Annotated in this window: 26 protein-coding genes; 7 read left to right on the top strand and 19 right to left on the bottom strand. The window is 70.7% G+C overall.

The window, feature by feature from the left end:
- Positions 1 to 41 precede the first annotated feature (41 nt).
- The 3 genes from MZC64_RS25850 to MZC64_RS25840 are packed head-to-tail and all read right to left on the bottom strand — an operon-like array spanning position 42 to position 2,514.
- On the bottom strand, positions 42 to 824 hold the full coding sequence (locus MZC64_RS25850) for an amino acid ABC transporter ATP-binding protein (RefSeq protein WP_374205793.1): 783 nt from the start codon (positions 822 to 824) through the stop codon (positions 42 to 44).
- Entirely contained in the window at positions 821 to 1,672 is an 852-nt protein-coding gene (locus MZC64_RS25845) for an amino acid ABC transporter permease (protein WP_247759091.1), read from the bottom strand. Before MZC64_RS25845 ends, MZC64_RS25850 begins: the two co-directional genes overlap by 4 nt.
- Positions 1,669 to 2,514: an ABC transporter substrate-binding protein gene (locus tag MZC64_RS25840; RefSeq protein WP_247759098.1), complete on the bottom strand. Its 846-nt coding sequence runs from the start codon at positions 2,512 to 2,514 to the stop codon at positions 1,669 to 1,671. The genes MZC64_RS25845 and MZC64_RS25840 overlap by 4 nt, the downstream gene beginning before the upstream one ends.
- 140 nt (positions 2,515 to 2,654) lie before the next feature.
- On the opposite strand from MZC64_RS25840, the gene MZC64_RS25835 reads away from it, so the two are divergent.
- On the top strand, positions 2,655 to 2,843 hold the full coding sequence (locus MZC64_RS25835; protein ID WP_247759100.1) for a hypothetical protein: 189 nt from the start codon (positions 2,655 to 2,657) through the stop codon (positions 2,841 to 2,843).
- A 685-nt stretch (positions 2,844 to 3,528) separates the two neighbouring features.
- Here MZC64_RS25835 and MZC64_RS25830 read toward each other — a convergent pair.
- The 5 genes from MZC64_RS25830 to MZC64_RS25810 are packed head-to-tail and all read right to left on the bottom strand — an operon-like array spanning position 3,529 to position 8,620.
- The gene (locus tag MZC64_RS25830; protein WP_247759103.1) at positions 3,529 to 4,788 is read right to left on the bottom strand and encodes a C39 family peptidase; all 1,260 of its coding nucleotides are present in this window, start codon (positions 4,786 to 4,788) and stop codon (positions 3,529 to 3,531) included.
- The gene (locus MZC64_RS25825; protein WP_247759104.1) at positions 4,788 to 6,344 is read right to left on the bottom strand and encodes a glycoside hydrolase family 10 protein; all 1,557 of its coding nucleotides are present in this window, start codon (positions 6,342 to 6,344) and stop codon (positions 4,788 to 4,790) included. The genes MZC64_RS25830 and MZC64_RS25825 overlap by 1 nt, the downstream gene beginning before the upstream one ends.
- 48 nt (positions 6,345 to 6,392) lie before the next feature.
- On the bottom strand, positions 6,393 to 7,481 hold the full coding sequence (locus MZC64_RS25820; RefSeq protein WP_247759105.1) for a quinone-dependent dihydroorotate dehydrogenase: 1,089 nt from the start codon (positions 7,479 to 7,481) through the stop codon (positions 6,393 to 6,395).
- Between the two features lie 18 nt (positions 7,482 to 7,499).
- Positions 7,500 to 7,877 carry a nuclear transport factor 2 family protein gene (locus MZC64_RS25815; protein ID WP_247759106.1) on the bottom strand — a complete coding sequence of 126 codons (378 nt, stop codon included), beginning with the start codon at positions 7,875 to 7,877 and terminating at the stop codon, positions 7,500 to 7,502.
- A 14-nt stretch (positions 7,878 to 7,891) separates the two neighbouring features.
- Complete coding sequence (locus MZC64_RS25810; protein WP_247759107.1) at positions 7,892 to 8,620, bottom strand: SDR family oxidoreductase; 729 nt, start codon at positions 8,618 to 8,620, stop codon at positions 7,892 to 7,894.
- Between the two features lie 69 nt (positions 8,621 to 8,689).
- Between MZC64_RS25810 and MZC64_RS25805 the strand changes: the two genes are divergently transcribed.
- On the top strand, positions 8,690 to 9,580 hold the full coding sequence (locus MZC64_RS25805) for a LysR family transcriptional regulator (RefSeq protein ID WP_247759108.1): 891 nt from the start codon (positions 8,690 to 8,692) through the stop codon (positions 9,578 to 9,580).
- A 160-nt stretch (positions 9,581 to 9,740) separates the two neighbouring features.
- Here the strand turns inward: MZC64_RS25805 and MZC64_RS25800 are convergent, their stop codons facing one another.
- Genes MZC64_RS25800 through MZC64_RS25785 form a run of 4 tightly spaced genes read right to left on the bottom strand, consistent with a single transcriptional unit; the run spans position 9,741 to position 14,286 of the window.
- Positions 9,741 to 11,858: a bifunctional diguanylate cyclase/phosphodiesterase gene (locus MZC64_RS25800; protein ID WP_247759109.1), complete on the bottom strand. Its 2,118-nt coding sequence runs from the start codon at positions 11,856 to 11,858 to the stop codon at positions 9,741 to 9,743.
- 6 nt (positions 11,859 to 11,864) lie between these two features.
- Positions 11,865 to 12,680 carry an SAM-dependent methyltransferase gene (locus MZC64_RS25795; RefSeq protein WP_247759110.1) on the bottom strand — a complete coding sequence of 272 codons (816 nt, stop codon included), beginning with the start codon at positions 12,678 to 12,680 and terminating at the stop codon, positions 11,865 to 11,867.
- On the bottom strand, positions 12,677 to 13,480 hold the full coding sequence (locus tag MZC64_RS25790) for an SAM-dependent methyltransferase (RefSeq protein ID WP_247759111.1): 804 nt from the start codon (positions 13,478 to 13,480) through the stop codon (positions 12,677 to 12,679). The genes MZC64_RS25795 and MZC64_RS25790 overlap by 4 nt, the downstream gene beginning before the upstream one ends.
- Complete coding sequence (locus MZC64_RS25785; RefSeq protein WP_247759112.1) at positions 13,477 to 14,286, bottom strand: SAM-dependent methyltransferase; 810 nt, start codon at positions 14,284 to 14,286, stop codon at positions 13,477 to 13,479. The genes MZC64_RS25790 and MZC64_RS25785 overlap by 4 nt, the downstream gene beginning before the upstream one ends.
- A 155-nt stretch (positions 14,287 to 14,441) precedes the next feature.
- On the opposite strand from MZC64_RS25785, the gene MZC64_RS25780 reads away from it, so the two are divergent.
- Positions 14,442 to 16,517 (top strand): phosphocholine-specific phospholipase C, encoded by a 2,076-nt coding sequence (locus MZC64_RS25780; RefSeq protein ID WP_247759113.1) that lies wholly within the window; start codon positions 14,442 to 14,444, stop codon positions 16,515 to 16,517.
- 205 nt (positions 16,518 to 16,722) lie between these two features.
- Here the strand turns inward: MZC64_RS25780 and MZC64_RS48015 are convergent, their stop codons facing one another.
- From MZC64_RS48015 to MZC64_RS25760, 3 genes are all read right to left on the bottom strand, one after another.
- Positions 16,723 to 17,001, bottom strand: a complete 279-nt coding sequence (locus MZC64_RS48015) for a DivIVA domain-containing protein (RefSeq protein WP_282105816.1) — start codon at positions 16,999 to 17,001, stop codon at positions 16,723 to 16,725.
- A gap of 69 nt (positions 17,002 to 17,070) precedes the next feature.
- Complete coding sequence (locus MZC64_RS25765) at positions 17,071 to 17,757, bottom strand: TetR/AcrR family transcriptional regulator (protein WP_247759114.1); 687 nt, start codon at positions 17,755 to 17,757, stop codon at positions 17,071 to 17,073.
- Between the two features lie 2 nt (positions 17,758 to 17,759).
- The gene (locus MZC64_RS25760; RefSeq protein ID WP_247759115.1) at positions 17,760 to 18,962 is read right to left on the bottom strand and encodes a helix-turn-helix domain-containing protein; all 1,203 of its coding nucleotides are present in this window, start codon (positions 18,960 to 18,962) and stop codon (positions 17,760 to 17,762) included.
- 146 nt (positions 18,963 to 19,108) lie between these two features.
- Here MZC64_RS25760 and MZC64_RS25755 point away from each other — a divergent pair, with 146 nt between their 5' ends.
- The gene (locus tag MZC64_RS25755) at positions 19,109 to 19,987 is read left to right on the top strand and encodes an alpha/beta fold hydrolase (protein ID WP_247759896.1); all 879 of its coding nucleotides are present in this window, start codon (positions 19,109 to 19,111) and stop codon (positions 19,985 to 19,987) included.
- A 50-nt stretch (positions 19,988 to 20,037) separates the two neighbouring features.
- Here the strand turns inward: MZC64_RS25755 and MZC64_RS25750 are convergent, their stop codons facing one another.
- The 4 genes from MZC64_RS25750 to MZC64_RS25735 form a co-directional block, all read right to left on the bottom strand.
- Positions 20,038 to 20,808 (bottom strand): alpha/beta fold hydrolase, encoded by a 771-nt coding sequence (locus MZC64_RS25750; protein ID WP_247759116.1) that lies wholly within the window; start codon positions 20,806 to 20,808, stop codon positions 20,038 to 20,040.
- A complete protein-coding gene (locus MZC64_RS25745; protein ID WP_247759117.1) occupies positions 20,793 to 21,281 on the bottom strand; it encodes a hypothetical protein in 489 nt (162 codons plus the stop codon). The genes MZC64_RS25750 and MZC64_RS25745 overlap by 16 nt, the downstream gene beginning before the upstream one ends.
- Before the next feature lie 73 nt (positions 21,282 to 21,354).
- Complete coding sequence (locus MZC64_RS25740) at positions 21,355 to 21,753, bottom strand: SgcJ/EcaC family oxidoreductase (protein ID WP_247759118.1); 399 nt, start codon at positions 21,751 to 21,753, stop codon at positions 21,355 to 21,357.
- Positions 21,754 to 21,892: 139 nt separating this feature from the next.
- The gene (locus MZC64_RS25735; RefSeq protein ID WP_247759119.1) at positions 21,893 to 22,552 is read right to left on the bottom strand and encodes a PadR family transcriptional regulator; all 660 of its coding nucleotides are present in this window, start codon (positions 22,550 to 22,552) and stop codon (positions 21,893 to 21,895) included.
- Positions 22,553 to 22,694: 142 nt separating this feature from the next.
- Here MZC64_RS25735 and MZC64_RS25730 point away from each other — a divergent pair, with 142 nt between their 5' ends.
- From MZC64_RS25730 to MZC64_RS25720, 3 genes are read left to right on the top strand one after another with little or no spacing between them, the layout of a single operon-like run.
- Positions 22,695 to 24,056, top strand: a complete 1,362-nt coding sequence (locus MZC64_RS25730) for an aminotransferase class I/II-fold pyridoxal phosphate-dependent enzyme (RefSeq protein WP_247759120.1) — start codon at positions 22,695 to 22,697, stop codon at positions 24,054 to 24,056.
- A complete protein-coding gene (locus MZC64_RS25725; RefSeq protein ID WP_247759121.1) occupies positions 24,053 to 24,673 on the top strand; it encodes a hypothetical protein in 621 nt (206 codons plus the stop codon). The genes MZC64_RS25730 and MZC64_RS25725 overlap by 4 nt, the downstream gene beginning before the upstream one ends.
- Entirely contained in the window at positions 24,670 to 25,266 is a 597-nt protein-coding gene (locus MZC64_RS25720; RefSeq protein ID WP_247759122.1) for a DUF6875 domain-containing protein, read from the top strand. Before MZC64_RS25725 ends, MZC64_RS25720 begins: the two co-directional genes overlap by 4 nt.
- Positions 25,267 to 25,292: the final 26 nt, after the last annotated feature.

Below are 25,292 nucleotides of genomic sequence, written 5' to 3'. Positions count from 1 at the left end.
CTCCGGGCGGATCCTCTCCCGGAGCGCGGCCACCGTGCGGCCTAGAGCCGGCCCGCGGCGATGATCCGGCTGAGGAACTGCCGGGTGCGGGGTTCGACCGGATCGCCGAGCACCTGTTCCGGCGGGCCCTGCTCCAGCACCACGCCGCCGTCGAGGAAGACCACCCGGTCGGCGACCTGTTTGGCGAAGCCCATCTCGTGCGTGGCCATCAGCAGCGTCCGCCCCTGCCCGGCCAGTTCCCGCACCAGGGCGAGGACTTCGCCGACCAGTTCCGGGTCCAGTGCGCTGGTGATCTCGTCCAGCAGCAGCAACCGGGGTTCGTAGGCCAGCGCGCGGGCGATGGCGACCCGCTGCTGCTGACCGCCGGAGAGCCGGTCCGGGTAGCTGTTCGCCTTGTCCGCCAACCCAACCCGCTCCAGCAGGGCGAGCGCCTGCGTCTCGGCCTGGTCCTTGGCGACCTTGTGCACGACCCGGGGCGCGAGGGTCACATTGTCCACAACGGACAGATGCGGGAACAGGTTGAACGCCTGGAACACCACGCCCATCCGCCGCCTGGCCACGTCCGGATCGGTGCGTGGGTGCGAGATGTCGTTGCCGTCCAACAGGATCTGGCCGTCGTCCAGTTCTTCCAGGAGGTTCACGCAGCGCAGCAGCGTGGACTTGCCGGAGCCGGACGCGCCGATCAGCACCACGACCTCGTGCTCGGCGACGTCGAGATCAACCCCGCCCAGCACCGGGTTCCCGTGATACCGCTTCACCAGGTTCCGCACTCGCAACACTGGTTCGCGCTGTGCCAATGATTCGTCCCTGCCGGCAGGACTCATGCCAAACCCCCACCACTCTGCCGCCGCGCGGCGCGGGCGCTCGCCCAGTCGGCCAGCCGGCCCGAGGGCACCGCCAGCAGCACGAACAGCAACCCGGCCAGCACGTACGGGGTGAAGTTGTAGGCGGTGGCCGAGGAGATCTGCGCCGCGCGCACCGCGTCCACCGCGCCCAGCACCGAGATCAGCCCGCAGTCCTTCTGCAGTGCGACAAAGTCGTTGAGCAGGGGTGGCAGCACCCGGCGCACCGCCTGCGGCAGCACCACGATCCGCATGGTCTGGGCGTGTGTCAGCCCGATCGAGCGGGCCGAGGCGCGTTGCGAGGGGTGCACCGAGTCGATGCCGGCCCGGAACACCTCGGCCACGTAGGCGGAGTAGACCAGCACCAGCGCGATCGAGCCCAGGATCACCGGCTCGTTCGGGATGCCGGTCAGCCGCAGGCCGGGCAGGCCGAAGCCGACCAGGAACAGCACGATGATCAGCGGCAGGCCACGGAAGAGGTCCACGTAGCCGGTGGCCAGCGCGCGCAGCGGGAACCACACCGGGCCACGCAGGCTGCGCAGCGCGGCGATGCCCAGGCCCAGCGCCAGGATCAGCACCTCGCACACCACGAGCACCCGGATGTTGAGCCACAGCCCGTCCAGCACCGCGGGCAGCGCCTTGACCGCGGCGTCGTAGTTGAAGAAGGTCTCCCGCACCCGCGGCCAGCCCGGCGCGCTGGTGATCACCAGCCAGGCCGCGACCGCGAAGACCACAGTGGACAGCAGCGCGACCGCGGTGGAGCGGTGCCGGCGGGAACGCTGGTAGGCCAGGCGTTCCCGCTGGATCGGACTGGGTTCCAGTGCGGTCACGAGAGTTCCGGCGCCTTGCCGGCGGTGGCCAGCCACTCCTGCTCCAGCTTCTTCAGCGTGCCGTCCTCGCGCAGCGCGTCCACGGCCTTGGAGAAGCAGCCGGTGAGCGCATTGCCCTTGTCCAGCACCGCGCCGAACTGCTCCGGCTTGCCACTGCCCGCGGGCAGTTGGCCGACGATGACCGCCTCGGAGATCTCGGCCGAGGTGATGTAGAACGCGGTGGGCAGGTCCACCACCAGCGCCTGGATCTGGTTGTTGCGCAGGGCCTGCTTGGCGTCGTCGTTGGTGTTGTAGACCGCGGCCTGCTTCTTCGGCTTGATCTGGTTGCTCACCGCGTCGTAACTGGTGGTGCCGACCTGGGCGCCCAGGGTGAACCCGGCCAGTTCGGCCACGGACTTGGCGCCGGCGGCCGGGGATTCCTTCAGCGCGACCACGGCCTGGCGCACGGTGTAGTAGGCGGCGGAGAAGTCCACCGCGTTGCGCCGCTCATCGGTGATGGAGAACTGGTTCAGGTCCGCGTCGAAGGTCTTCGGACCGGGCTGGATGGCCGCGTTGAACGGCACCCGCACCCAGGACACCTCCGGTTTGGCGAACCCGAGCTTGCCCGCGATGGCATAGGCCACCGCCGACTCGAAGCCCTTGCCACTGGCCGGGTCGTTCCCGGCGAACCACGGCTCGTAGGCGGGTTCGTCGGTGCCGAAGGTGAGCTTGCCCGCGGCGACGGTCTTCAGCGAGCCCTTGGCGCAGTCCGACGGATTGGCTGGTCCGGGCTGGTCAGCCGGGGCGCAGGCAGTGGCGGCCACGGCCAGGGCAAGGGTGGCGGCGAGCATGGAAACGCGCATGCTGCGCATCTTGCCCCAGGCCGCCCGGGAACCGGAGGTGCCATGCGTACGTTCCAATGGGCGGACACGTTCCCGGCGATTCGGACATCCCCCGTCCGGGTAAACCGGGAACACCCGACCGCTGAACTTGAGGAGTTGAGATGGCCGGACTGTTCTCCAAGCTCGCCCGCTTCGCATCAAGCCCGAAGGGCCAGCGCCTGATCCACCAGGCCCGCAAGCACGCCGCCAAGCCCCGCAACCGAGCCAAGCTCCAACGCCTGCTCGCCCGCCTCACCGGCCGCGGTCGCGGCGGAGGCCACGGCGGAGGCGGCGGCTACTACCGCCCCTAACCCGCGAACCCTCGCGGAGAGCCTCACCTCTCCGCGAGTGTTGGCCGTTGTCGTACGCCGAGTTGGCCGTTATGGACGCCGAGTTGGCTGTTATGGACGCCGAGTTGGCCGTTGTGGGGCGGGGGTGGGGTGAAAACCCCACGACGAGGGCTCTCGTGTCTTCTCCGTACGGCCTGGAGCATGCAGACCACACCTCGCCGAGTGGCCCCTGCAACACAATCCGCCGCCAATCCCACCCAACGAGACCGGGGCCGCTCGGTGAGGTGTGGTTGGCTGGCGGAAGGTCGTGCGGAGAACACGCGAGCCCTCGGAGCCACGCTGGATCCGGCCCCGGCAGCCTGCCCAGCCCCGCAACCCGCTGGACCCGGCTCTTGATCTGCCCCACCCCTCCGGTGGTCTGCCCGGCCGGCGAGGCCATCCTTTTTTGATCTTCGCTTTCGTTTTTGAAGGTGCACGAGCGAAGAGCAAGATCAAGGGCGTCCTCGCCGGACGGGCAGAAATCAAAGGACGGGGAACCGCTCGGATGGAGTTCTCGAAAAGCCAGCCCGGCCACCGGTTTTCGGCTTCGCCCGACCGCAGCTGCCTATGGCGTACAACAACGGCCAACTCGGCGTCCATAACGGCCAACTCGGCGTCCGTAACGGCCAACTCGCCGTACGACAACGGCCAACACGCCGTCCTGGGGTTAGGGGAGGGGGAGCCAGCGGGGGTGGATTACGTAGGCGATGCCGCCTGGGCCGGTGGCTACTGAGCCGTCGGCTCGGTAGCGCTTGGTGCGTTGCCAGATGTTCTCGAATTGGGTGCGTTTGTAGACGTGGCGGACTGCCGGGTTGTTCGGTGAGGCTGGGTCGTTGGCGATTACGTCGCCGGTGCGGGTGAAGCCGACCACCACCATGATGTGGCCGGAGGTGCCGTAGCCCGCGCCGTCGAGTTCGGAGGCCAGGAACGACTGTGAGGTGATCACCGGAATGCCCTGGCGGATATAGCGTTCCAGCTCGGTCAGGGAGCTGAGGCGGGTGATGTGGCCGGCGAGGCCGAAGCTGGCGGCGTAGGCGGTGTTGAACGGCCAGTTGCCGGTGCCTTCGTAGTCGTAGTCGTAGTTGTTGCGGGCGGCGTAGGCCACGGTGGGATCGGTGTAGCCCTTCGGGATCCAGGACATCTGGTCGGGCGAGGGCTTGCGGCCCCAGTACTCCAGGACCATCTGGGTGGAGGTGGGGCTGCACCAGACCTCGCCGCCGCCGCCGTACTCGGGGAAGTTGCCGCGGTGCAGGTTCTGGGAGTAGCGGGGGACTGGGAGTTCCATGCCCCAGGCGCCGCCGGGGCCGCTGGTGGGCACGATGAAGCGGTCGGGGATGGCTGAGGCCATCGCGCCGGCCATGGTCAGCTTCGGGGTCGCGGTGCTGCCGGGGACGCGGTACAGGGTGACCCGGAGTTGGTAGGAGGTCCAGGGTTTGGCCGCTTTGAAGGTGTCGACGTCGACGAAACCGTTGGCGTCGCCCTGGTTTGGCACCGTGGTTCGTTTGATCAGGGAGTCCGCCGAGGCCCACCGGCCCATCACGTACCACTTGCTGTCCACAGTGGACCCGCCGCCGCGGCCGCGCAGTTCGACCTGCAGCCAGGTGTCGGCGGGGGTGGTGGCGTTCCAGGATGTCACCAGTTCGGTGGCGGGGAAGGACACCGTGCGGCGGGACGAGGTCCAGCGGGCGTACTCGTAGTCGCGGGTCTTGCCGGTGTGCGGATCCGCGTAGCTACTGGTTCCGGCGGGGCGGGCCAGGGTCAGGCCGGCCGGGGTGGGGGCGGTGCCCTCGTTGGCGCCCTGGTGGAAGTCGTGGACGGATTGCCAGGTGTGGAAGTCGATCATGGTGGACTTTCCGGCGTTGGCCGTGGCGGGGGCCGCGAGCACAGCGCATAACGCGGCCAGCAGGGTGACGAGCAGACGGCGCATCAGAACTCCCAGAAGGCGGGCACCCACACGGGGCGCGGCGTGCTTTCCCGGTGGGTGCGGTCCAGCGCGGTGACCAGGTAGGTGAACCGGCGGTCCAGCGGCGCGCTCGCGTCGAGCAGCGACAGGCCGCGGGTGGTGCCCAGCAGGGTGGCCGGGTCGACGGTGGAGCAGTCGGTGACGGACTGGTGGCCGGGCAGCCGGTACACCGCGTACGCGGCCGCGGCCGTGCTCGGCTGCCAGGTCAGCTGGTAGCCGCCACCCGGATTCACCGTGGCGCGCAAGGCGATCGGCGCGCCCGGCGGGGTGCCGGGGATGGTGCGGCGGATCGGGACCAGGGCGGGGTAGCGCTGCTGGTCGTTGCGCAGGCGGTCGGCGATGCCCAACGGGTTCGCGAACACGCTGTTGATGTTGTAGTAGATGTCGCCGCCGACCGCGGGGTGGTTCTTGTTGAACGCCAGGTGTTTCGGCATCTCCTCCGGGTCGGCCCAGGCCGCCGGGTTGGTGGTGCCGATCTTGTAGGCGCCCTGTCCGATGTAGAGGGACACCCCGGTGCCCTCGACCTCCTTGGCCCACCAGGGAATCAGCTTGTCGTAGGCCGCGGGCGGGTAGCCGATGCTCCAGTACACCTGCGGGGCCACGTAGTCGATCCAGGCGTTGCGGATCCAGGTCCGGGTGTCGGCGTAGAGATCGTCGTAGTTGTGCACCCCGGCGGTGGTCTCCGACCCGGTCGGGTCGGTGCGCTTGTCCCGCCACACCCCGAACGGGCTGACCCCGAAGGCCACGTGCGGGTGGCTCGCGCCGATCAGTTCGCCGACCTCGCGGATCAGCTTGTTCACGTTGTCCCGCCGCCAGTCCGCCTTCACCGGGAACCCGGCCCCGTGCTCGCGGTAGGTCGCCTCGTCCGGGAACTCCTGCCCGGCGATCGGGTACGGGTAGAAGTAGTCGTCGAAGTGCACGCCGTCCAGGTCGTAGCGGCCGAGCACGTCGGCGAGCACCTCCCGGACGTGTGTGCGCACCGCGGGCACGCCGGGGTTGTAGACGAGCTGGTTGCCGTAGCGGGTCACCCAGTCCGGGTGCACCCGCGCCGGGTGATTGGGCGCCAGCCGGGCCGGGTCCGGCTGGATGCTGGCCCGGTACGGGTTGAACCAGCCGTGGAACTCCAGGTTCCGGGCCCGTGCCTCGGCGATCAGGAAGGCCAGCGGGTCATAGCCGGGATCCTGGCCCTGGGTGCCGGTCAGGAACTGCGACCACGGTTCGCGAGTGGACGGGTAGAACGCGTCCGAGGCCGGGCGGATCTGCATGAACACCGCGTTGAACCGCAGGGCCTTGGCCCGGTCCAGCAGCCGCCGGTACTCATCCTGCTGCTGGGCCACCGGCAGCCCGGCCCGGGACGGCCAGTTGATGTTGGACACGCTGGCGATCCACAGCCCGCGCAGCTGCCGCTTGGGCTGGGCCGGTTCCGGGCAGGCGGCCGGGGCGGTCGCGCCCGCCGGACCGGAGGCCAGCAGCGGCGCCACCAGCAGCAGGCACACGAGCATGCGCAGGAGGCGAAGCATGCCAGTGATTTTCAAGAACCGGCCCGACCTTGTAAACCGCTGACCGGGTCAGTCGGCCGCAACCACCTGGTCGAGGGAGTCATATCCGCTGGCACGAAGCCTCCTGGACAGGTCGCGGTGGATCCGCCGCGGCCACAGCGGGCCGCCGTAGATCAGCCCGGTGTAGCCCTGCACCAGACTCGCACCCGCGCGCAGTCGCTGCCACACGTCCTCGGCCGACTCGATGCCGCCGACCGCCACCAGCACCAGCCGATCGCCCACCCGGGCGCGCAGCCTGCGCAGCACCACCAGCGACCGGTCCTTCAGCGGCGCGCCGGAGAGCCCGCCCGCCCCGGCCGCCTCGACCTCGGCGGCCGAGGTGGCCAGGCCGTCCCGGCCGATGGTGGTGTTGGTGGCGATGATCCCGTCCAGGCCCAGCTCCAGGGCCAGGTCGGCGACGGCGTCCACGTCCTCGTCGGAGAGGTCCGGCGCGATCTTGACCAGCAGCGGCACCCGGCGGCTGCTCGCCTCGTCCAGTGCCGCCCGCACGCCGGTGAGCAGCGGCCGGAGCTGGTCGACTGCCTGGAGGTTGCGCAGGCCGGGGGTGTTCGGCGAGCTGACGTTGACCACGAAGTAGTCGGCGACTCCGGCCAGCAGCTTCGCGCTGGTCACGTAGTCGCCGACGGCCTCGGCCTCGGGGGTGGTCTTGGTCTTGCCGATGTTCACCCCGACCACGGCGGGCTGCCCGCGCCGGGCCCGCAGCCGCTGGGCCGCCGCGGCCGAACCGCCGTTGTTGAAGCCCATCCGGTTCACGATGGCCCGGTCGGCGAGCAGCCGGAACAACCGCGGCTTCGGGTTGCCCGGCTGGGCCTGCGCGGTGAGCGTGCCGATCTCGACGAACCCGAAACCCAGCGCGGCCAGCGCGTCCGGCGCGGTGGCGTCCTTGTCGAACCCGGCGGCCAGTCCGAGCGGCCCTGGCAGGTCCAGGCCGAGCACCCTGGTGCGCAGCGCCGGATCACGCGGGGCGAACAGTCTGCGCATCAGCGGCAGCACCCCGGGAATCGCGGCCAGCAGCCGCAACGCGCGGAAGCTGAGGTGGTGCGCCTGTTCGGCGTCGAGTCGCCGCAGTACCAGGGTGAAGAGCAGTCGGTAGAGCACGAGTGCCCAGCTTAGGACCTAGAACATGGTGTTGCCGTTCGCGGGCGACTCGGGCACCTCCTGGGCCACGTCCCAGTGCTCGGCGATCCGCCCGTCGCGCAGCCGCACGATGTCCATGATCGCCGACCCCTGGTTCTCCGGCGTCAGCTTCATATGCCCGTGCGTGATCACGTGGTCCCCGTCGGCGAAGACCCGTTTGATCTCCAGCCGCAGCTCCGGGAACCGCGCGAGGAAGCCGCCCAGGAAGCTCGCCGAGGCCGCGGCCCCGTCCGGGGCGTGCGGGTTGTGCTGGACGTAGTCCGGGTGCACGTAGCGGGCGAAGGCCGCCGCAGGGTCCTTGTCGTTGAAGACCAGGTTGAGGAAGTCCTGGACGGTCTGTTTGTGCGTTTCGCTCATGTCTCCTGCTCCGGTCACCACGGAATGGGTCCCTGCTCGCCCCAGAACTGCCCGGTCGGGCCGTCCGCGCCGAGCAGCGCCAGCCGCAGCGGCACCTCGGCGCTCTCGGCCGGGGTCCGCTCGCCGCGGGGGAACGGGGAATCGATGTTGAGATCGGTGGCCACCAGGCCGGGGCTGGCCGCGTTGACCAGCACGCCGTCCGGGCGCAACGCGTTGGCGTGCAGCAGGGTGATCGCGTTCAGCGCGGCCTTGGCCGAGCTGTAGGCGAGCAGGTGCCGCTGCGCGATCGGATGGTCCGGATCGCTGAGCAGGCCCAGTGAGCCCAGTGGGCTGGACACGTTGACCACCCGCCCGACCGGGGCCCGGCGCAGCAGTCCCAGGCAGGCCCTGGTCACCGCGACCACGCCGAACACGTTGACCTCGAAGGTCTGCCGGAGTGCCTCGGCGGTGGCCAGATCCGGTCCGGCGCCCCAATCCAGGGCCACACCCGCGTTGTTGACCAGCACGTCCAGTCGGCCGGTCTCGGCCTCGATCCGGTCCACCGCGGCCCGCACCCCGGCCTCGTCGGTCACCTCCAGCTGGAGCACCCGGACGTCGCCGCCCAGCTCCCGGGCCGCCTGTTCGCCACGTCCAAGATCACGGGCGCCCAGGTACACGGTCAGTCCCGCGGCGGCCAGGCCCCGCGCGATCTCCTTGCCAATGCCTTTGTTGGCGCCGGTCACCAGCGCCACCTCGTTGTCCACGCCCCCACTTCAGCAGCGCCCACCCGATTCCGGAAAGACCGGTTTGGTCTGTGCTTATACCCTGGCGGCATGAGTGAGGTGGAGGTGCGGGAACTGCGCTACTTCCGGGCGGTCGCGCAGGAGCTGAACTTCTCCCGGGCGGCGGCCGGGCTGGGCATCGCGCAGCCCGCGCTGTCCAGGGCGATCCGCCAGCTGGAACGCCGCCTCGGCGTGCCGCTGTTCCTCCGGGACACCCGCCGGGTGGAGCTGACCGCCGCGGGGCACGCCCTGGTCACCGAGTCCGGGCGGGTCTTCGACGCGCTGTCGGCCGCGGTGCACCGCACCCGGCGCTCCGGCGCGGTCACGCCGACGGTGGTGGTCACCGCGAAGGCGGGCGTGGCCACCGACCTGCTCCGCCGGATCGTGGCCGCCTACGCCGCGCAGTCGGCGCAGGAGCGGGTGGAGGTGCTGGTCAGCGGGTACGGGGAGCAGTCGCCGATGCTCCGGGACGGCCGCGTCGACCTGGCCCTGATCGGCTCCCCGGCCGAGCACGCCGGGTTCGATGTGGCGCCGCTGCTGTGCGAACCGCGGGTGGCCGCGCTGCCGGCCGGGCACGAGCTGGCCGGCCGGGTGGCGCTGGAGTGCGCCGATCTGATCGGTCAGCCGATGCCGCGGTGGCCGGGCGCGGACCTGGCCGAGCGGGCCTACTGGGCGGGTCGTGATCATGATCTGCCGGATGGCCCCGAGGTGCGGGACAGCTCGCAGCTGCTGGAGATCATCGCGCTCGGCCAGGCGGTCGGACTGGTGCCGAGCACGCTGGCCAGGCTCAACCCGCGCTCGGACATCGTCTACCGGCCGGTCCGCGACGCCAGCCCGTACCGGACGGTGATCGCCTGGCCGGCCGGCTCACGCTCGCCGTGGATCGCCCGCTTCGTGCGGGTGGCACTGGATCTCGTCGGCGAACCCCTGCTCGCCGGCTGACGGCCCCATAGACGACGCGCCCGGTTCGATCACCCCGAACCAGCCCGGCAAGATCCCCCTCGCCGGGTCCCCCTGGCAATCGCCCTCCCCCTGCTACCCGGGCGCGCCGTCTGCCGGAAATACTCGTCGAGACCGGGCCCCCGGCACAGCGGGGAACTACTCAACCTCGGCTGGGGGAGTGCCCGGACAGCAGCGCCCGCGCGTCCTCCGGCGTGCCCGCGACGCCGAAGTAAGGCCCCTGACCGGCGTCGCAGCCCAGTTCGGTGAGCCGCTGGGCCTGGTCCGCGTCGGCCACGTGCTCCACGATCACCGGCAGCTCCAGCACGTGCGCCAGCGCGATCAGGTCCGAGACCATCCGTTCCCTGGCGGGGTCGGCGCCGGTGCCGCCGAGTCCGGCCAGCGGCATCCGGTACACCTTCACCGCGTGCAGCGGCAGGTTCCGCAGGTGCGCCGGATCGGCCGGGTCCTTGCCGAAGCGATCCAGGAGGATCTCCACGCCCATCTCGGCCAGGATGGTCAGGGTCTCGATGGCCTCGGTGGCTTCCACCGGGACTGCGCTTTCCGGGACCTCCAGCCACAGCCGCTGCGGCGGCAGCCCGGTCTCCCGCAGGATCGTTTGCACATCGCGCACCAGATCGGCGTCGCGGAGCTGACGCGGGCACAGGTTCACGCTCACCGCGGGCGCCCGCTCGCCCAGTTCGGCCGACCAGGTCGCGGCCTGGGCGCAGGCCAGTCGCAGCACCCACTTGCCCAGCCGCACGATCAGCCCGATGTCCTCGGCCAGCTCGCAGAAATCGTCCTGGACCAGCACGCCCAGCTCGGGGTGGTCCCAGCGCAGCAGCGCCTCCACTCCGCGCACCAGGCCGTCCCGCAGCCGCACCACCGGCTGGTACTCCAGGTAGAACTCCTCGTTGTCCATGGCCAGCGCGATGGTGGTGGCCATCTCGTAGCGGATCCGCTCCCGTTTGGCCCGGTCGGTGTCGAAGAGGGTCCACTGGCCGCGGCCGTCGGTTTTGGCCCAGTGCAGGGTGATGTCGGCATCGCGTAACAGGTCCGGGGTGCGCACCCCGGGGGCGGCGCGTTCCACCACACCGGCGCTGGCCGAGACGGTCAGCCGGTGCCCGACGACCTGGATCGGCTCGCCGATGGCGGCCAGCACCCGCTCGGTGGCGGTCACCGCGGCCTGCACGCTGCCGCAGCGGGGCAGCAGCACCGCGAACCGGTCCCCGCCCAGGTAGGCGGCCAGCGCGCCCGGCTCCGCGGCCACGGTGTCCCGGATCCGGGCGCCCACCTCCTTGAGCACCTCATCGCCGACCACCGGCCCGAGCCCGCCGTTGACCACCCGGAACCCGTCCAGGTCGAACAGGCACAGCGCCACCCGCGCGTTCGGTCCGGCCTGGCCGAGCAGGCCGTCCACCGCGGCGGTGAACCTGGCCCGGTTGGGCAGGCCGGTGAGCTGGTCGTGCAGGGTCTGGCGGCGCAGTTGTTCGTAGAGCAGGTGGCGCTGGGAGATGTCCTCGACCATGGCCATCCGGTAGGCGGGCGCGCCCCGGCTGTCGTGGATCAGCGCCACCGAGACGTAGGTCCACACCAGGTCGCCGTCGGGCAGCAGGAAACGCTTCTCGGTGCGGTACAGCTCGACCTCGCCGGTGTCCAGCTCGGCCTCGCACCGGGTCAGCGCGGCGGCGTCGTCGGGGTGCACCAGCTCGACCAGGGTGCAGCCGGACAACGCCGAGGCCGAGCTGCGCAGGATCTCCTGCAGCGCGCTGTTGGCCTCCACGATCCGCCCGTCCAGGCCGGTGATCGCGATGCCGATGGGGGACACCGAGAACATCGCCCGGAACCGGGCGTCGCTGGCGCGCAGCGCGCTCTCCGCGTCGTCGCGGGCCCGCAGCACGGCCCGTTTGATCGTCTCCTGCTCGTCGAAAGTGCGCTCGCGCAAGGCATCGGCGTACCCGGCGGCCAGCGCGGCCATCAGCGCCACCACCCGGCTGGGCAGCTCGCCGTTCGCCGGTAAGTCCACTGTGGACAGTAAGTGGTCGCCGACCAGGCGCAGGGTCCGGTCCAGCACGGTGGGTCCGGTGTAGTGCGCAGCGACCAGGTCTTCGGCGACCTGCGCGGCGGGCACCGCGCTGAACGGGTCGGTGGTGAGGGCGGTGACCAGCCTGCCGGTCAGGCCGAGCAGGAAGCGCTCGGTCTCCGGCCGGGACAGCGAGACGAAGCTGGTGCCGTAGACCTGTGCGGTCCAGGCACTGGCGAACGTCGCGTGGTCAGCCATCCAGGGTCACCGCCGTCGCCCGACCGCCGCGTAGATCACCGACCGTTCGGGGTCCTCCCCGACCTCCTCCGGGCTGTCCGGTCGCCAGGCCGGGGTGAACACGATGCCGGGGGCGACCAGGTCGAAGCCGTCGAAGAGGATCTCCAGCTCGGCCCTGGTGCGCGAGGTCATCGGGTTCTGGCTGTTCTCATAGAGCTGTCGGACCTGCTCGGTGATGGCCGGCTGGTGCTCCAGGGTGGCGTGCGAGAGCGCCAGGTAACTGCCCGGCGCCATCGCGTCCCGGTACTGGGCCAGGAAGGCCTTGGGCTCGTCGGCGTGCGGGACGAAGTGCAGCAGCGCCACCATCAGCACCGCCACCGGCTCGTCGAAGTCGAGCAGCCGCCGGGCCTCCGGCGAGCCGAGAATGGACTCCGGATCGCGCACGTCGGCCTGCACCACCGCGGTCTGGCTGTCCTGGGACAGCATCATCCGGCTGTGCGCGACCGCGACCGGCTCGTTGTCCACATAGACCACCCGCGCCGCCGGGTCGACCTGCCGGGCCACCTCGTGCACGTTGCCCACGCTCGGGATGCCGGAGCCGATGTCCAGGAACTGCCGGATCCCGTTCCGCACGCAGAAGCGCACCGCCCGGCGCAGGAACACCCGGTTCAGCTGGGCGATCATCGGCAGGCTCGGCAGCAGCGAGATGGCCTTGCGGGCGAACTGCCGGTCGGACTCGAAGTTGTACCCGCCCCCCAGGTAGTAGTCGTAGATGCGCGCCGCGCTCGGGCGCTCCACGTCCACACCCTGGGGCACCCAGCTGGACCTGGGGGTCTCGGTCATAGCAGCCTGCCAGCCATCCCGTACCAGCCCGCGTCCTCAGGCCGGTCGAGCTTCTCGGCGAGTGGCTCGGGCCGCCACAGCGGGGTGAACACGACCCCGGGCTCGACCAGGTCGAAACCGTCCATCAACTCGATGCACTCCTGCTTCGTGCGGGTGATGACCTTGTTGGGACTGCGGTTGTAGAGGTCCTGGATCGCCTTGGCCGAGGGCGCCTGCTGTTCGAGGGTGCCGTGCGAGAGGACCAGGAAGCTGCCTGGTGCGAGCTGGTCGCGGTAGCGGGCGAGCACAGTCTTCACCAGGTCGGTGTCCAGCACGAAGTGCAACACGGCCACGATGAGCAACCCGACCGGCTGATCGAAGTCGAGTAATCGCCTGGTCTCCGGGGCGTCCAGGATGGTCTCCGGATCCCGCAGGTCGGCGTGCACGATCGCGGCCCGGTCGCTGTCCTTGAGCATCATCCGGCTGTGCGCGACCGCCACCGGCTCGTTGTCCACGTAGACCACCCGCGCCTCCGGGGCCACCTCGTGCACGTTGCCGCTGGTGGGCAGGCCGGAGCCGATGTCGAGGAACTGGGTGATCCCGTTGGCCACGCAGTGCCGCACCGCGCGGCGCAGGAAGGACCGGTTCTCCCGGCACACCATCGGCAGCCCGGGGTGGATGCCGATCGCCTGCTGCGCGAACGCGCGGTCGGCGGCGAAGTTGTAGCTGCCGCCGAGCAGGTAGTCATACACCCTGGCCGCGCTCGGCGCGTCCACGTTCACCTCGGTCGGCACCCACAGCCGACGATCGACCACGGTCACGGTTTCCGCCCCACAATCGCGTAGAACCCGGCCAGTTCGGGTTCGTCCGGCACGTCCGATGGCGACTCCGGCCGCCATTCCGGGGTGAACACCAGCCCCGGCTCGACGATGTGGAAATCGCCCAGGAACGAGGTGATCTCCGCACTGGTCCGGGTGGTGACCCGGTTGGCGCGCTGGTTGTACAGGTCGCGCACCGCGTGCACCTGCGGCGGCTGCCGCTCCTCGGTGCCCTGGGACAGCGCGAGGAAACTGCCCGGTGCGAGCACGTCCCGGTAGCGCGCCATGAACTCGGCGGGCTCGTCCGCGTCCGGCACGAAGTGCAGCAGGGCCACCATGAGCAGCGCCACCGGCTGGTCGAAGTCGATCAGCGACCGGGTCTCCGGGGCGTTCAGGATGCCCTCGGGATCGCGTACATCGGCGTGCAGGATGACCGCGGAGTCGTTGTCCTTCAACATCAACTCGCTGTGCGCGACCGCGACCGGCTCGTTGTCCACGTAGACCACCCGCGCGTCCGGGTAGGCGGCCTGGGCGATCTCGTGCACGTTGCCGGTGGTGGGCAGGCCGGAGCCGATGTCGAGGAACTGCCGCACGCCGTGGCCGAGGATGTGCTGCACCGCGCGGCGCAGGAAGGAGCGGTTCTGCCGGCACACCATCGGCATGGTGGGCGCGACGGCGAGTAGCTGCTGGGCGAAGGCGCGGTCGACCGCGAAGTTGTAGCTCCCGCCGAGGAAGTAGTCATAGACCCGGGCCGCGGACGGTTTGGAGACGTCGACTTCCTTCGGCACCCAGCTCAGCCGCTGCTCCACGGCCCACCTTCCCTGCCCTGGTGACCGACCGGAACCGAGTGCGCCCGGTCCGTAGCGGTGAGTGTACTGACCGGAACGGTCCAGGCCATTCGTTCACACGATGGTCACCCCTTCGCCCCTAGCAGAGGACTGTCGCGGCAGGTCAGGTTGGCGGTATGAACGCTGTTTCCCGCCGCCGGGTGCTCACCGCCGGCGCCGCCACCCTTGGCGCCGCCGCACTCGGCTCGTTGTTGCCGCCTTCCGTGCACCGTGCGCTGGCCCAGCCCGCCCCGACCGGTGGCCTGCGCGACCTGCGCCACGTCGTGGTGCTCATGCAGGAGAACCGGGCCTTCGACCACTACTACGGCACCCTGCGCGGGGTGCGCGGCTTCGGCGACCGCAACGCCCTCGAACTGCCCGGTGGCGCCTCGGTGTTCGCCCAGCCCAGGGCGGGTGGCGAGCCGGTGCTGCCGTTCTCGGTGCGGCAGGCGGCCAAGGACGCCCAGCGGCCGGGCGCGGCGGTGCACTACATCGGCGACCTGGACCACGACTGGGACGGCGGGCACAAGGCCTGGGGCCAGGGCAGGCTGGACGGCTGGATCGGCGCGAAGTCCCCGGCCACCATGGCCTACTACGACCGCACCGACATCCCGTTCCACCACGAGCTGGCCGACACCTTCACCCTGTGCGACGCCTACCACTGCTCGGTTTTCGGCGCGACCAACCCGAACCGGATGTACCTGATGACCGGCACGGTCGGGTTCGAGCCGCCGCCCAACCAGACCCGTCGTTCGGTGCGCAACTGGGCCTACGCCGAGGACACCCACCCTGGTTATGACTGGACCACCTACCCGGAGCGGTTGCAGCAGGCCGGGCGGAGCTGGAAGGTCTACCAGGAGTTCGACAACTTCCAGGACAACGCGCTGGAGTTCTTCGCCCGCTTCAAGGCCATCGCCCGCAAGGCCCTCGCGCCCGCCGGCGACTTCAAGAGCCTGGACACCTTCTACGGCAAGGTCCGGGACGCCGAACCCGGTGAGCGGCAACGACTTCTGGACCTGCTGGCCAAGGGCGTGGCCACGCTGACCGGCGAGGAGCGCGCGCTGTACGACCGCGGCCTGCACCGGGTGCCGACTGGCCGGCTCGCCGCGGACCTGCGCGCGGACATCGCCGCGGGCACGCTGCCCCAGGTCTCCTACCTGGTGCCCTCGGCCCTGGACTCCGAGCACCCCGGCGCGTCCTCCCCGGCGGCCAGCGCGGGCATCACCTACCAGGTGCTGGACGCGCTGGCCTCGGACCCGGAGACCTGGCGGCACACCGCGCTGATCATCAACTACGACGAGAACGACGGCTACTTCGACCACGTGCCGCCGCCGGTCCCGCCGCCCGGCACCCTGGACGAGTACGTGGACGGCCTACCCATCGGTCTCGGTTTCCGGGTGCCGGCCACCATCGTCTCGCCGTGGACGGTCGGCGGCTACGTCAACTCCCAGGTCTTCGACCACACCTCGGTACTGCGTTTCCTGGAAGGCTGGCTGGGCGTGCGCGAGCCCAACATCAGCGCCTGGCGCCGCACCGTCGCCGGCGACCTGACCTCGGCCTTCGACTTCCACGGCCGCCGCCCCGGCCGAGTGCCAGCCGAACCGGCGCAGACCCCGCCCGCGCTCTCCCGCTGGCGCCCGGCCCCACCGGCCAAGGCCGCCATGCCGGTGCAGGAGCCCGGCGTCCGCCCGGCCCGCGCCCTGCCGTACCAGCCGGACGCGACCGCCACCCTGGACGCCACCCGCACCCACCTGGTGCTGCGCCTGCGCAACTCCGGCCAGGCCAGCGCCCACCTGTCCCTGCACGCCTATGCCGGCGAGTTCCCCGCCCCACGCCACTACGACGTGGCCGGAGCCAAGTCCGACGCGGTCCCGCTCACCGGCCCGACCTACCGCCTGACCCTGTTGGGCCCCAACGGTTTCCGTCGCGAGTTCGGCGGCAGCAAGGACAACACAGCCGAGGTCGAGACCGAGGTCTCCGGCATCGCCCGCCTACTCCGCCTGACCCTGCGCAACACCGGCGGCACCCCGCTGACCTTCGACGTCGCCGGCCGCAAGATCCGCCTCGCCCCCCACACCGACCGCACCGTGCACCACTCCGCCGCACCCACCCGCGGCTGGTACGACCTCACCATCCGCGCCCAGGGCGACCCCACCTTCCACCGCCGCCTGTCCGGCCACATCGAAACCGGCCGCGACAGCACCAGCGGCTAACCACCCCCGCGAGTGTTGGCCGTTGTGTACGCCGAGTTGGCCCAAGTCGTACGCCGGTTTGGCCGTTCTGGACGTCGAGTTGGCCCAACTGGCCGACTCGACGTCCCGGTCCGGCCAAACCGCCGTCCGTAACGGCCAACTCGACGTCCGTAACGGCCAAACCGGTGTACGACAACGGCCAACACGCGCGGGATTGTGGGCGGGATTAGCCGGTGGCTTCGTCCAGGGTGCTGAGGGTGGCTACTACCTGGTCGAGGAAGGCGTCGACCTCGTCCACGTTGTAGCCGCGGCGGCCCAGTGGGGGTTTGCTGAAGGTGACCTCGTCGACGTCGCGGGCGGTGACCGAATCCTTGCCCAGCAGGGTGGCCTCCACGCGGTCGAGGAAGGCGTCCACCTCGCCCTCGTCGTAGCCGCGGCGGAGCAGCGAGGAAGTGCTGAACTCCACGGTGCGGACATCGGTCGGGGTGAGTCCCCGGTCGTTCATGGCAGTCCTCCCCGGGTGGGTGACCGCCGCAGTATCACGCCGGGCCGGGGTGCGTGCGGGCTCAGCGGGTCAGGCGTCACCCGTCGGGGTAGCCGCTGTCCCCGGAGCGAGTGTGACGCGGATCCCCGCGAGCACCACGTCCAGCTTGTTGCCGAACCAGACGTCCTGATCTTCGACCATGGCCTGGAAGGCGATCCGGCGCAGTTCGCCGTCGAGTTCGGGGTCCGGGAAGGAGTCCTGGATCCGCTGACCCACCGCCTCCGGGCCCAGCCGCCGGGTGTCCACCGCGGTCACCGCGGACTCGTCCACCATGTCGATCACCACATCGGTGGCCAGCAGCGCGGCCTCGGCCGGGAAACGCAGGCTGATCAGGTGCCGGATGACCGGCAGCGAGCGGGCGCCGAAGGGATCGGTGTTCCAGGACAGGCCGGCGATGGCCTGCCGGATCCCGGGGTACTCGGTGAAGATCCGCCAGCGCACCCATGCCTCGCCGCGCAGCAACTGTTCCCAGTCCGGACCCAGTTCGGGCTGGGGCGCGCGGTCGGCGACCCGTTCGACCGCGGCCCGCACCAGATCGTCCCGGTCGGTGACGTGCCGGTACAGCGCGGCGTGGGTGGCGCTGAGTCGCTGGGCCACCGCGGTGACCGTGACCTCCTCGAAGCCGACACCCAGGACCGCCTCGGCGATGAGGTCCCGGCTCAACCGGGGGGCGGGACCCGGTCGGCGTCGGCCGCCCTCCGGCGGAGAAGTAGTCACGATCAAGAACCTACCCGCTCAGCGGGGGTGTCATGCTGAGGCAGAAGACGCAACGCCTCCAGCGCGAGGTGTAACTCGCTCAGCGCCTTCGGGCTGGTCAGCGACAGTCCGGTGAGGTCCTCCAGCCTGCGCAACCGGTACCGGACCGTGTTCCGGTGACAATGCAGCTCGGCGGCCGCGGCACTGGTCGCGCCGTCGTGGCCGAGCCAGACCCGCAGCGTGCTCAGCAGCAGCTCCCGGTCCCGCGCCGGCAGTTCCAGCACCGGGCCGAGCGCGGCCTGGGCCACCGCGCGGGCCGCCTCCGGGGCGCTGGCCAGCAGGATCGGCACCGGCGCCCGGTCGTGTCTGAGCACTCCCGGTCCGTGCGGGCCGACCGCGGCGCGGGCCAGTCCGGCGGCGTGCCGGGCGGCCGGGGTGGCCTCGATCTGGTGGTACTCCGCGCTCACCCCGACCCTGGCCCTGGTGTGCCCGGCCAGCTGCAGGCACAACTGCTCCGGCGATCCGCTGGGGGACAACAGCACGATGCCGGCCTGGGCGTCGATCTCCTGCCGCCACACCGAGATCGTGCCGCGCAGCCGCAGCCGTTCCTCGATCCGGGGCAGCGCGTGCGTGTCCGCGACCACCACCAGGAACCGGCCGCCCGCGGGCAGCCGGAGGTCCGCGGCGCAGTCCAGCAGCGACCGCCCGGCCGCGGACTTGCCGGTGAACAACGCCTCCAGCAACGCCGAGCGGACCTCGGTGTCGGTGCGCGCCCGGTCCTCACTGGCCAGCCGGTGGCCCTCGGCCAGCGCGGCGGAGTAGGTGTCGATGAAGGTCCACAGCGTGGTCGCGGCGGCCAGCACCGCGCGCTGGTCGCCCAGGTCAGGGCCGGCCGCGCTGACGAAGGTCTCCCACATGAACTGCCCGCCGATGCGGTAGCTGCGCAGGGTCGCCTCCACCGGGAAGCCCTGCTCGGCGCGGCGGCGGCCCAGCACCCTGGCCGCGTCCGTGCCGTTCCAGGACGGGCTGTCCACATCGCGCAGGCCCTGCACCAGGTTGGCCTCGCACTCGGCGACCAGATCGGCGAAGCTGACCAGCCGGTCGTCCTGGTAGGCGGGCACCTCGGCGCGGATCCGGGTGGCCAGCGCGAGCGCGAGCCGGGGCACCTGACCGGTCAGCTGCCTGGCCAGCCTGCGCACCGCGTCCGGGAAACTCGGGGTCGTCACCGCCGTCGCACCGCCCAACCTCGTTGTTGTGCGCGAGCACAAACGAGGACGGGTCAAGGCTGTGCTCGCACCCATTCCACCACAGCGTGACCGCGATCACGATTGGTCCGGGGCCACCCTGTTCACGGAAGGGACACCTGGTGTCGATGATGACGTTGCGTGCCCTGGTCTTTGCCCTGGTGACAGCCTTGACGGTGCTGGTGGTGGGCGCCGGATCGGCCGTCGCCGCGGTACCGCCGACCGAACCCGGATCACCGCCCGGAGCCAATGACTGGGCGTGCAAGCCGAGCAAGGCCCACCCCGAACCGGTGGTGCTCGCGCATGGAGCCAGCGCGAACATGACCGTGAACTGGCTGACCCTGTCCCCGCAGCTCAAGGCCAGGGGCTACTGCGTGTTCGCGCTGACCTACGGGGTGCCTGCCGGGACCCCGTTCCCGATCAACCAGATCGGCGGCCGGCTGCCGATGGAGCAGAGCGCCCAGGAGTTCGGCGCGTTCGTGGACCGGGTGCTCAAGCACACCGGGGCGCGCAAGGTGGACATCGTCGGGCACTCCGAGGGCAGCCTGATGCCCAACCACTACGTGAAGTTCCTCGGCGGCAAGGACAAGGTCAACCGCTACGTGGCGCTGACCCCGCTGTGGAACGGCACCGAACTGCTCGCCCTGCCCAAGCTGCTCGACTTCGCCCGCAAACTCGGCCTCGGCCCGATCATCGACGGCATCATGGGGCCGGTGTTCCCCTCCGCGCTGCAGTTCCTCAACGGCTCGGACTTCCTCAAGAAGCTCAACCAGGACGGCGTCGCGGTGCCCGGGGTCAGCTACACCAACGTGATGACCCGCTACGACCAGGCGGTCTGGCCGCACACCAGCGGCTGGATGCACGCGCCCAACGCCAAGAACTACGTGCTGCAGGACCTGTGCCCGCTCAACTTCTCCGAGCACGTCCTGGTCGCGGTGGACCCGCTGGTCGCCCAGCTGGTGTTCAACGCGCTGGATCCGGCGCACGCCAAGCCGATCCGCTGCTGACCTGAGCACCGCGACCCACCATCCACTGTGGACGGTGGGTCGCGGTGTGCTCAGCCTGCCAGGAACCGCCGGATCAGCTTGGCCACCTCGGCCGGGTGTTCGGTGACCATGGCGTGCGAGCTGCCGATCCGCTCGACCTGCACATTCCACACATCGTCGAGCGCGGCCAGATCCCGGTCCAGGCCACGGCGGAACGCCTCGGCCAGTTCCGGGAACTGTTGCTGGGCAGGCAGGTTCTCGGTGGCCACGACCACCAGCAGCGGGGACCGGGCGGCCAGGCAGGCGCCGATGTGGTCCTCGTCCAGCGCCGCCCTGGTCTCGGCGATGATCTGGGCCAGCGGCCCGGTGACCGCGGCGGCCTGCTCGTCGAAGAGCACCCGCAGCCGGGCGATTTCCTTGTCCCGCAAGGCCGGATCCAGGCCGGGGTAGTTCTCCGGCGTGGTCAGGAAACCACGCAGGCCGTCCAGGTTCACCGCGCCCGGACAGCCCGGCCTGCCTGCCCAGCGGGTGGCCACCATGCCGCCCAGTGACATGCCGGCCACCGCCGGATTGCCCAGCCCCAGTTCGGCGATCACCGCCTCGATATCGGCCAGTGCCGCCGCCCAGCTCCACGGCCCGGTCCCGGAACCGCCGTGCCCACGCAGGTCCATCAGGACCACCCGGTAGGTCGCGGTCAGCTCCGGGAGCAGCGGATCCCAGTGCGCCATCGAGCCGCCGAGTCCGTGCAACAGCAGCAGCGGCGGGCCGTCCCCGCCGTGGTCCCGCACCGCCAGCGGCACCGGACCGGACTCGACCACCAGCTCCATCATGTTGTCCCCCATGCGAATCCGTCCTTTCGGGTGAGTAGCCGGACGCGGACGGACTCGGTGCGCACGCCACCGTCGGGATGCCGGTCGAGCTTGTGCCGGTTGACCAGGTCGTGCACGCCCTGCCGGGTGACGCCGAGCATCGCCCCGGCCACCGAGTACGGCACCGCCTCGGTGGCCGGGTGCCCGACCCGGCGGGCCACGACCTGGCCCAGCGGCGTCTGCCACCACTCCAGCGGCGGGTCGAACGGCTTGTCGCCCGGATAGAACGCGCTGATCAGCCGGGTCACCGCGTGCGTGGCCAGCAACTCGTTCCGGCCGAGCAGTTGCGCCGCCTGGGTTTCCACCGCGGCGCGCAGATAGGTGCGCACCGTGGTCAGCGGATCCGCTGACTGGAGCAGGATCTCCAGTGGGTCGAGCAGCCGCTGCTCGCTCAGCCGCAGCAGTTGCGCGACGAGGGCGGTGTGGAAGGACGTCGGGACGGGCATCGAGTACCTCCGCTTGCTACTTGACGGCAAACGTAAAGTACTTGACGCCAGGCGTCAAGGAGTCGACGGCGCATCAGAACGCCTGCCGCCGGGTCACCTGGAACGCGCTGATCAGCCAGTCCCCGCCGGTGCGCACCACGACCGCGGTGGTGACCGAATCCCGCTCGGGCGCAGGGGCGTTCGCCTCGGGCAGCGTGCTGCCGCCGGAGTTGACTACCACCGCGACCTCCGGGCTGAGGTACTTCACCGCGGGCGGCGCGGCCGCGGCGGATCCGCCGCCGAGCTTGACCCCCTTGAGCGGACCGGCGAACAGCTTGGCGTGCCCCGCTTCCAGTTCCGCGCGGCCGCGGATGTGCATGCCGTGGAAGGTGACGTAGTCGACGTCCTCGGTGAACTGGGCGGCGTAGGCGGTGGCGTCGCCGTTGTTCCAGGCCTCGACCAGGCGCTGGAAAACTCCACTGATATCGGACATGCGGATGCTCCTTCGGTGCTGGATGATCCGCGCGGCGTCCCGGCTATCCTGGGTGTGCGTCACCGGACGCAGGAGCCGCCACGCGGTGCTTGCGAGCCACTTCTCGGCGCGGTGTTGGCGCACCGCGCCGAGAAGCTCGTCAGTCCACTTCGGACTGGACGTCTGTGGTGGGCCCGAACGGCGGCAGCTGACCGGGTTTCGCACCGCGTGCGTGCCAGTCGCGCCACCAGTCCGCGCCCTCGATGGTGTTCTCCCGGATGCTCTCGGCCACCTCGCGTACCCAGCGCTGTTCGGCCTCGATCATGGTCACCCGGTACTCCAGTTCGATCCAGGCCAGCGCGGGCAATCCCTGCTCCCGCAACATGGCCATCACCGAACGCAGCCCGTCGGCGTGTTCGGCCAGGGTGTCCGCGCGCTGGGTGAGTAGCCGCTCGGCCTCTTCCGGCGGCAGGATGCCGAGCAGGGACACGCCCGCCTCGAACCGCGGATATTCCTTGTGTGGCACCGAGATCAGTTCGCGCAGCCAGTCGTTCAGCTCGGTCAGTCCGGTCGCGGCCAGCCGGTAGCGGGTGCGCTCCGGCCGTCGGCCGTCCCGCTCGGCCTCCACCACCTCGATCAGGCCGTGCTTGCTCAGCGATTCGACCACCGTGTACAGCGTGCCCCAGTTGAGCTTGACGCTCTCGTCCTTGTGCCGTTCGCGCAGCGTGGTGGCCATCTCGTAGGGGTGCATCTCGCGTTCCCAGAGCAGCGACAGCAGTGCCAGTGCCAGGGGGTTCGAGCGGCGGTACTTGGTGGCCATCTCTGCTCCGTTCCGATTACTCGGTTCCGAATATACGGCGACGAAGGTCCCCTGGCAACCGGGACCGGCTCCCGCCGGGGGACGAGCCGGTTCCCCTCCCGGTGGGAGGTGCCGGGCAGTCGCGCTGACCAGGCTGGATCACGTGGATCTCCGATACTGGCTGGGCAGCGCGGTCGACCAGGCGCAGGACTGGGCGGCCGGGTTCGGCCCGGTCACCCCGCATCCGGCGAACGCGGTCAGCGACGCCGACTTCGGTCGAGCCTTCGCCGAGTTCGGCGAGCGGATGCGGGACAACTACCCGTTCTTCCACCCGCGCTACGCCGCGCAGATGGTCAAACCACCGCATCCGGCCGCGATCACCGGCTACCTGGCCGCGATGCTGCTCAACCCGAACAACCACGCCCTGGACGGCGGCCCGGCCACCGCGCGGATGGAACGCGAGGTGATCGCCCAGCTGGCCGGGATGTTCGGGCTGCCGACCCACCTCGGCCACCTGACCACCAGCGGCACCATCGCCAACCTGGAAGCGCTGTTCGTGGCCAGGGAAACCCACCCCGGCAAGCTGGTGCTGCACAGCGCGGAGGCGCACTACACGCACGGCCGGATGTGTCAGGTGCTCGGCGTGCCCAGCGAACCGGTGCCGGTGGACGGCCTGGGCCGGATGGACATGTCTGTCCTGGAACGGAAACTGCGCCGGGGCGACGTCGGCACCGTGGTGCTCACCCCGGGCACCGCCGGGCTCGGCGCGGTGGACCCGATCCACGAAGCCCTCGCGCTGAAGGAGAAGTACGGCGTCCGGATCCACGTGGACGCGGCTTACGGCGGCTTCTTCGCCTTGCTGGCGGGGGAGTTGGGCGTGCCGGCCGAACCCTTCGCCGCGATCCGGCACTGCGATTCGGTGACCGTCGACCCGCACAAGCACGGCCTCCAGCCCTACGGCTGCGGCGCGGTCCTGTTCGCCGATCCCCGAGTCGGTCGCTTCTACCGGCACGACTCGCCCTACACCTACTTCACCTCCGGCGAGCTGCATCTGGGTGAGATCTCCCTGGAGTGCAGCCGGGCCGGCGCCGCCGCGGCCGCGTTCTGGCTGACGCTGAAGGTGTTGCCGCTGACCAGGTCCGGGCTCGGCGAGGTGGTCGCGGCCGGCCGCCGGGCCGCACTGCACTGGGCCGAGCTGATTGAGAAGTCCGCGGAGCTGACCCTCTACCAGCCGCCGGAACTGGACATCCTCACCTACTTCCCGCAGCGCGACTCACTGTCCGAAGTGGACGGAGCATCGGCGCGGGCACTGGCCGCGGGCATGGCCGACCCGGCCGACCCGGTCTACCTCAGCACCCTGCGGGTACCCGCCGCCGACCTCGGTCGCCGCCACCCCGGCCTGCGCGCGGACGCCGCCTGCGCCCGGGTGCTGCGCAGCGTGCTGCTCAAACCCGAGGCGGAGCCGTGTGTGGACCGGCTGCACCGGCGGGTCACCGAACTCGTACGGCAACGGGAGGACACATGATCACCACCACCCTGGACCGCCTGGTGCGCAAGGGCACCCCGGCCGACGTCCCGACGCTGACCCGGCTGCTCGCCGAGTCCTTCGCCGCGGACCCGCTGGTCGAGTGGATCTTCCCGGACCCGCGGCAACGAACGGCGCTGCTGCCGCGGATGTTCCGGGTGTTCCTGGACCTGTCGCTGGCCAACCACGGCGTCTACACCACGGTCGACCTGGATTCCGTGCTGCTCACCCTGCCGCCGGGCGCCACCGAGCTGACCGGGTTCCAGCAGGCCGAACTGGACCGCCGGTTCACCGCCGCGCTCGGTCCGGAAGCGGCCAAGGTGCGGGCCATCGGTGGGCTCCAGGACGCCGCGCACCCCCAGGACCAGCCGCACTGCTACTTCAGTTTCGCCTGCGTGGCCCCGGATCTCCAGCACACCGGCCGCGGCCGGATGCTCGCCCCGTACGTGATCGACCGCTGCGACCGGCTCGGCCTGCCCATCTACCTGGAGGCCAGCTCGCCCGGTGGCGCGGCCGCGGCCCGGCTGCTCGGCTTCACCACGCACGGCCTGGACATCCAGCTGCCCGAGGGCCCCAGCCTGCGCCCGATGTGGCGCGCGCCCAGGACAGTCCGATGACCCCGCGACTGTGGACCGCGAGCGAGATCGAGGCCGGGTCACCACCGCCCGCCGATCTGCCGCCGCTGGCACGGATCCTGCGCTGGGCCAAGGACTTCCTGGTCCCCGGCCACCCTGATCTCGGCCGCACCGGCCCGGTCTGCCCGTACACCCGCCCCGCCCTGCGCCGGGACCTGTTCCACCTCGGCCTCGGCGGCCCCGGCGACCTGCGCGAGACCCTCACCGGCCTGCGCGCCACCTACACTGCGGCACTGTCCACAATGGACGCATCCGACGCTGAACTGCTCACCTACGTGCTCGTGCTGCCCGAAGCCGATCCGGCCGAGATCGACGCGGTGCAACGGGAACTCAAGTCCGAGTTCGTCGCCGACGGTCTGATGCTCGGCCAGTTCCACCCGCACTGCGCCGAACCCGGTCTGTGGAACCAGGAGTTCCGCCCACTGCGCGCACCGTTGCCGCTACTGGCCATCCGGCGGCTGCTTCCGGTCGACCTGCCGTTCCTGCTGGCCGAACCCGGTCAGCTGGACGCCTACCTGGCCCGGTTCGCCCCGGGCATCCCGGCGCGATTGCGAGCCCAGCTCATCTTTCGCTGAACCGCGACCGGGGACTTTTCCGTTGT

This window comes from Crossiella sp. S99.2, assembly GCF_023094165.1.
GTDB lineage: Bacteria > Actinomycetota > Actinomycetes > Mycobacteriales > Pseudonocardiaceae > Crossiella.
This window is presented reverse-complemented; position numbering and strand designations above follow the sequence as displayed.

Bases quoted from the DNA above. Each gene is read 5' to 3' on its own strand.
- MZC64_RS25745 (WP_247759117.1), bottom strand. From the start codon at position 21,281: ATGCCCGTCCCGACGTCCTTCCACACCGCCCTCGTCGCGCAACTGCTG.
- MZC64_RS25815 (WP_247759106.1), bottom strand. From the start codon at position 7,877: ATGAGCGAAACGCACAAACAGACCGTCCAGGACTTCCTCAACCTGGTC.
- MZC64_RS48015 (WP_282105816.1), bottom strand. From the start codon at position 17,001: ATGAACGACCGGGGACTCACCCCGACCGATGTCCGCACCGTGGAGTTC.
- MZC64_RS25735 (WP_247759119.1), bottom strand. From the start codon at position 22,552: ATGGCCACCAAGTACCGCCGCTCGAACCCCCTGGCACTGGCACTGCTG.
- MZC64_RS25750 (WP_247759116.1), bottom strand. From the start codon at position 20,808: ATGGGGGACAACATGATGGAGCTGGTGGTCGAGTCCGGTCCGGTGCCG.
- MZC64_RS25720 (WP_247759122.1), top strand. From the start codon at position 24,670: ATGACCCCGCGACTGTGGACCGCGAGCGAGATCGAGGCCGGGTCACCA.
- MZC64_RS25725 (WP_247759121.1), top strand. From the start codon at position 24,053: ATGATCACCACCACCCTGGACCGCCTGGTGCGCAAGGGCACCCCGGCC.
- MZC64_RS25835 (WP_247759100.1), top strand. From the start codon at position 2,655: ATGGCCGGACTGTTCTCCAAGCTCGCCCGCTTCGCATCAAGCCCGAAG.
- MZC64_RS25805 (WP_247759108.1), top strand. From the start codon at position 8,690: ATGAGTGAGGTGGAGGTGCGGGAACTGCGCTACTTCCGGGCGGTCGCG.
- MZC64_RS25825 (WP_247759104.1), bottom strand. From the start codon at position 6,344: ATGCTTCGCCTCCTGCGCATGCTCGTGTGCCTGCTGCTGGTGGCGCCG.
- MZC64_RS25740 (WP_247759118.1), bottom strand. From the start codon at position 21,753: ATGTCCGATATCAGTGGAGTTTTCCAGCGCCTGGTCGAGGCCTGGAAC.
- MZC64_RS25850 (WP_374205793.1), bottom strand. From the start codon at position 824: ATGAGTCCTGCCGGCAGGGACGAATCATTGGCACAGCGCGAACCAGTG.
- MZC64_RS25780 (WP_247759113.1), top strand. From the start codon at position 14,442: ATGAACGCTGTTTCCCGCCGCCGGGTGCTCACCGCCGGCGCCGCCACC.
- MZC64_RS25755 (WP_247759896.1), top strand. From the start codon at position 19,109: ATGATGACGTTGCGTGCCCTGGTCTTTGCCCTGGTGACAGCCTTGACG.
- MZC64_RS25830 (WP_247759103.1), bottom strand. From the start codon at position 4,788: ATGCGCCGTCTGCTCGTCACCCTGCTGGCCGCGTTATGCGCTGTGCTC.
- MZC64_RS25840 (WP_247759098.1), bottom strand. From the start codon at position 2,514: ATGCGCGTTTCCATGCTCGCCGCCACCCTTGCCCTGGCCGTGGCCGCC.
- MZC64_RS25800 (WP_247759109.1), bottom strand. From the start codon at position 11,858: ATGGCTGACCACGCGACGTTCGCCAGTGCCTGGACCGCACAGGTCTAC.
- MZC64_RS25795 (WP_247759110.1), bottom strand. From the start codon at position 12,680: ATGACCGAGACCCCCAGGTCCAGCTGGGTGCCCCAGGGTGTGGACGTG.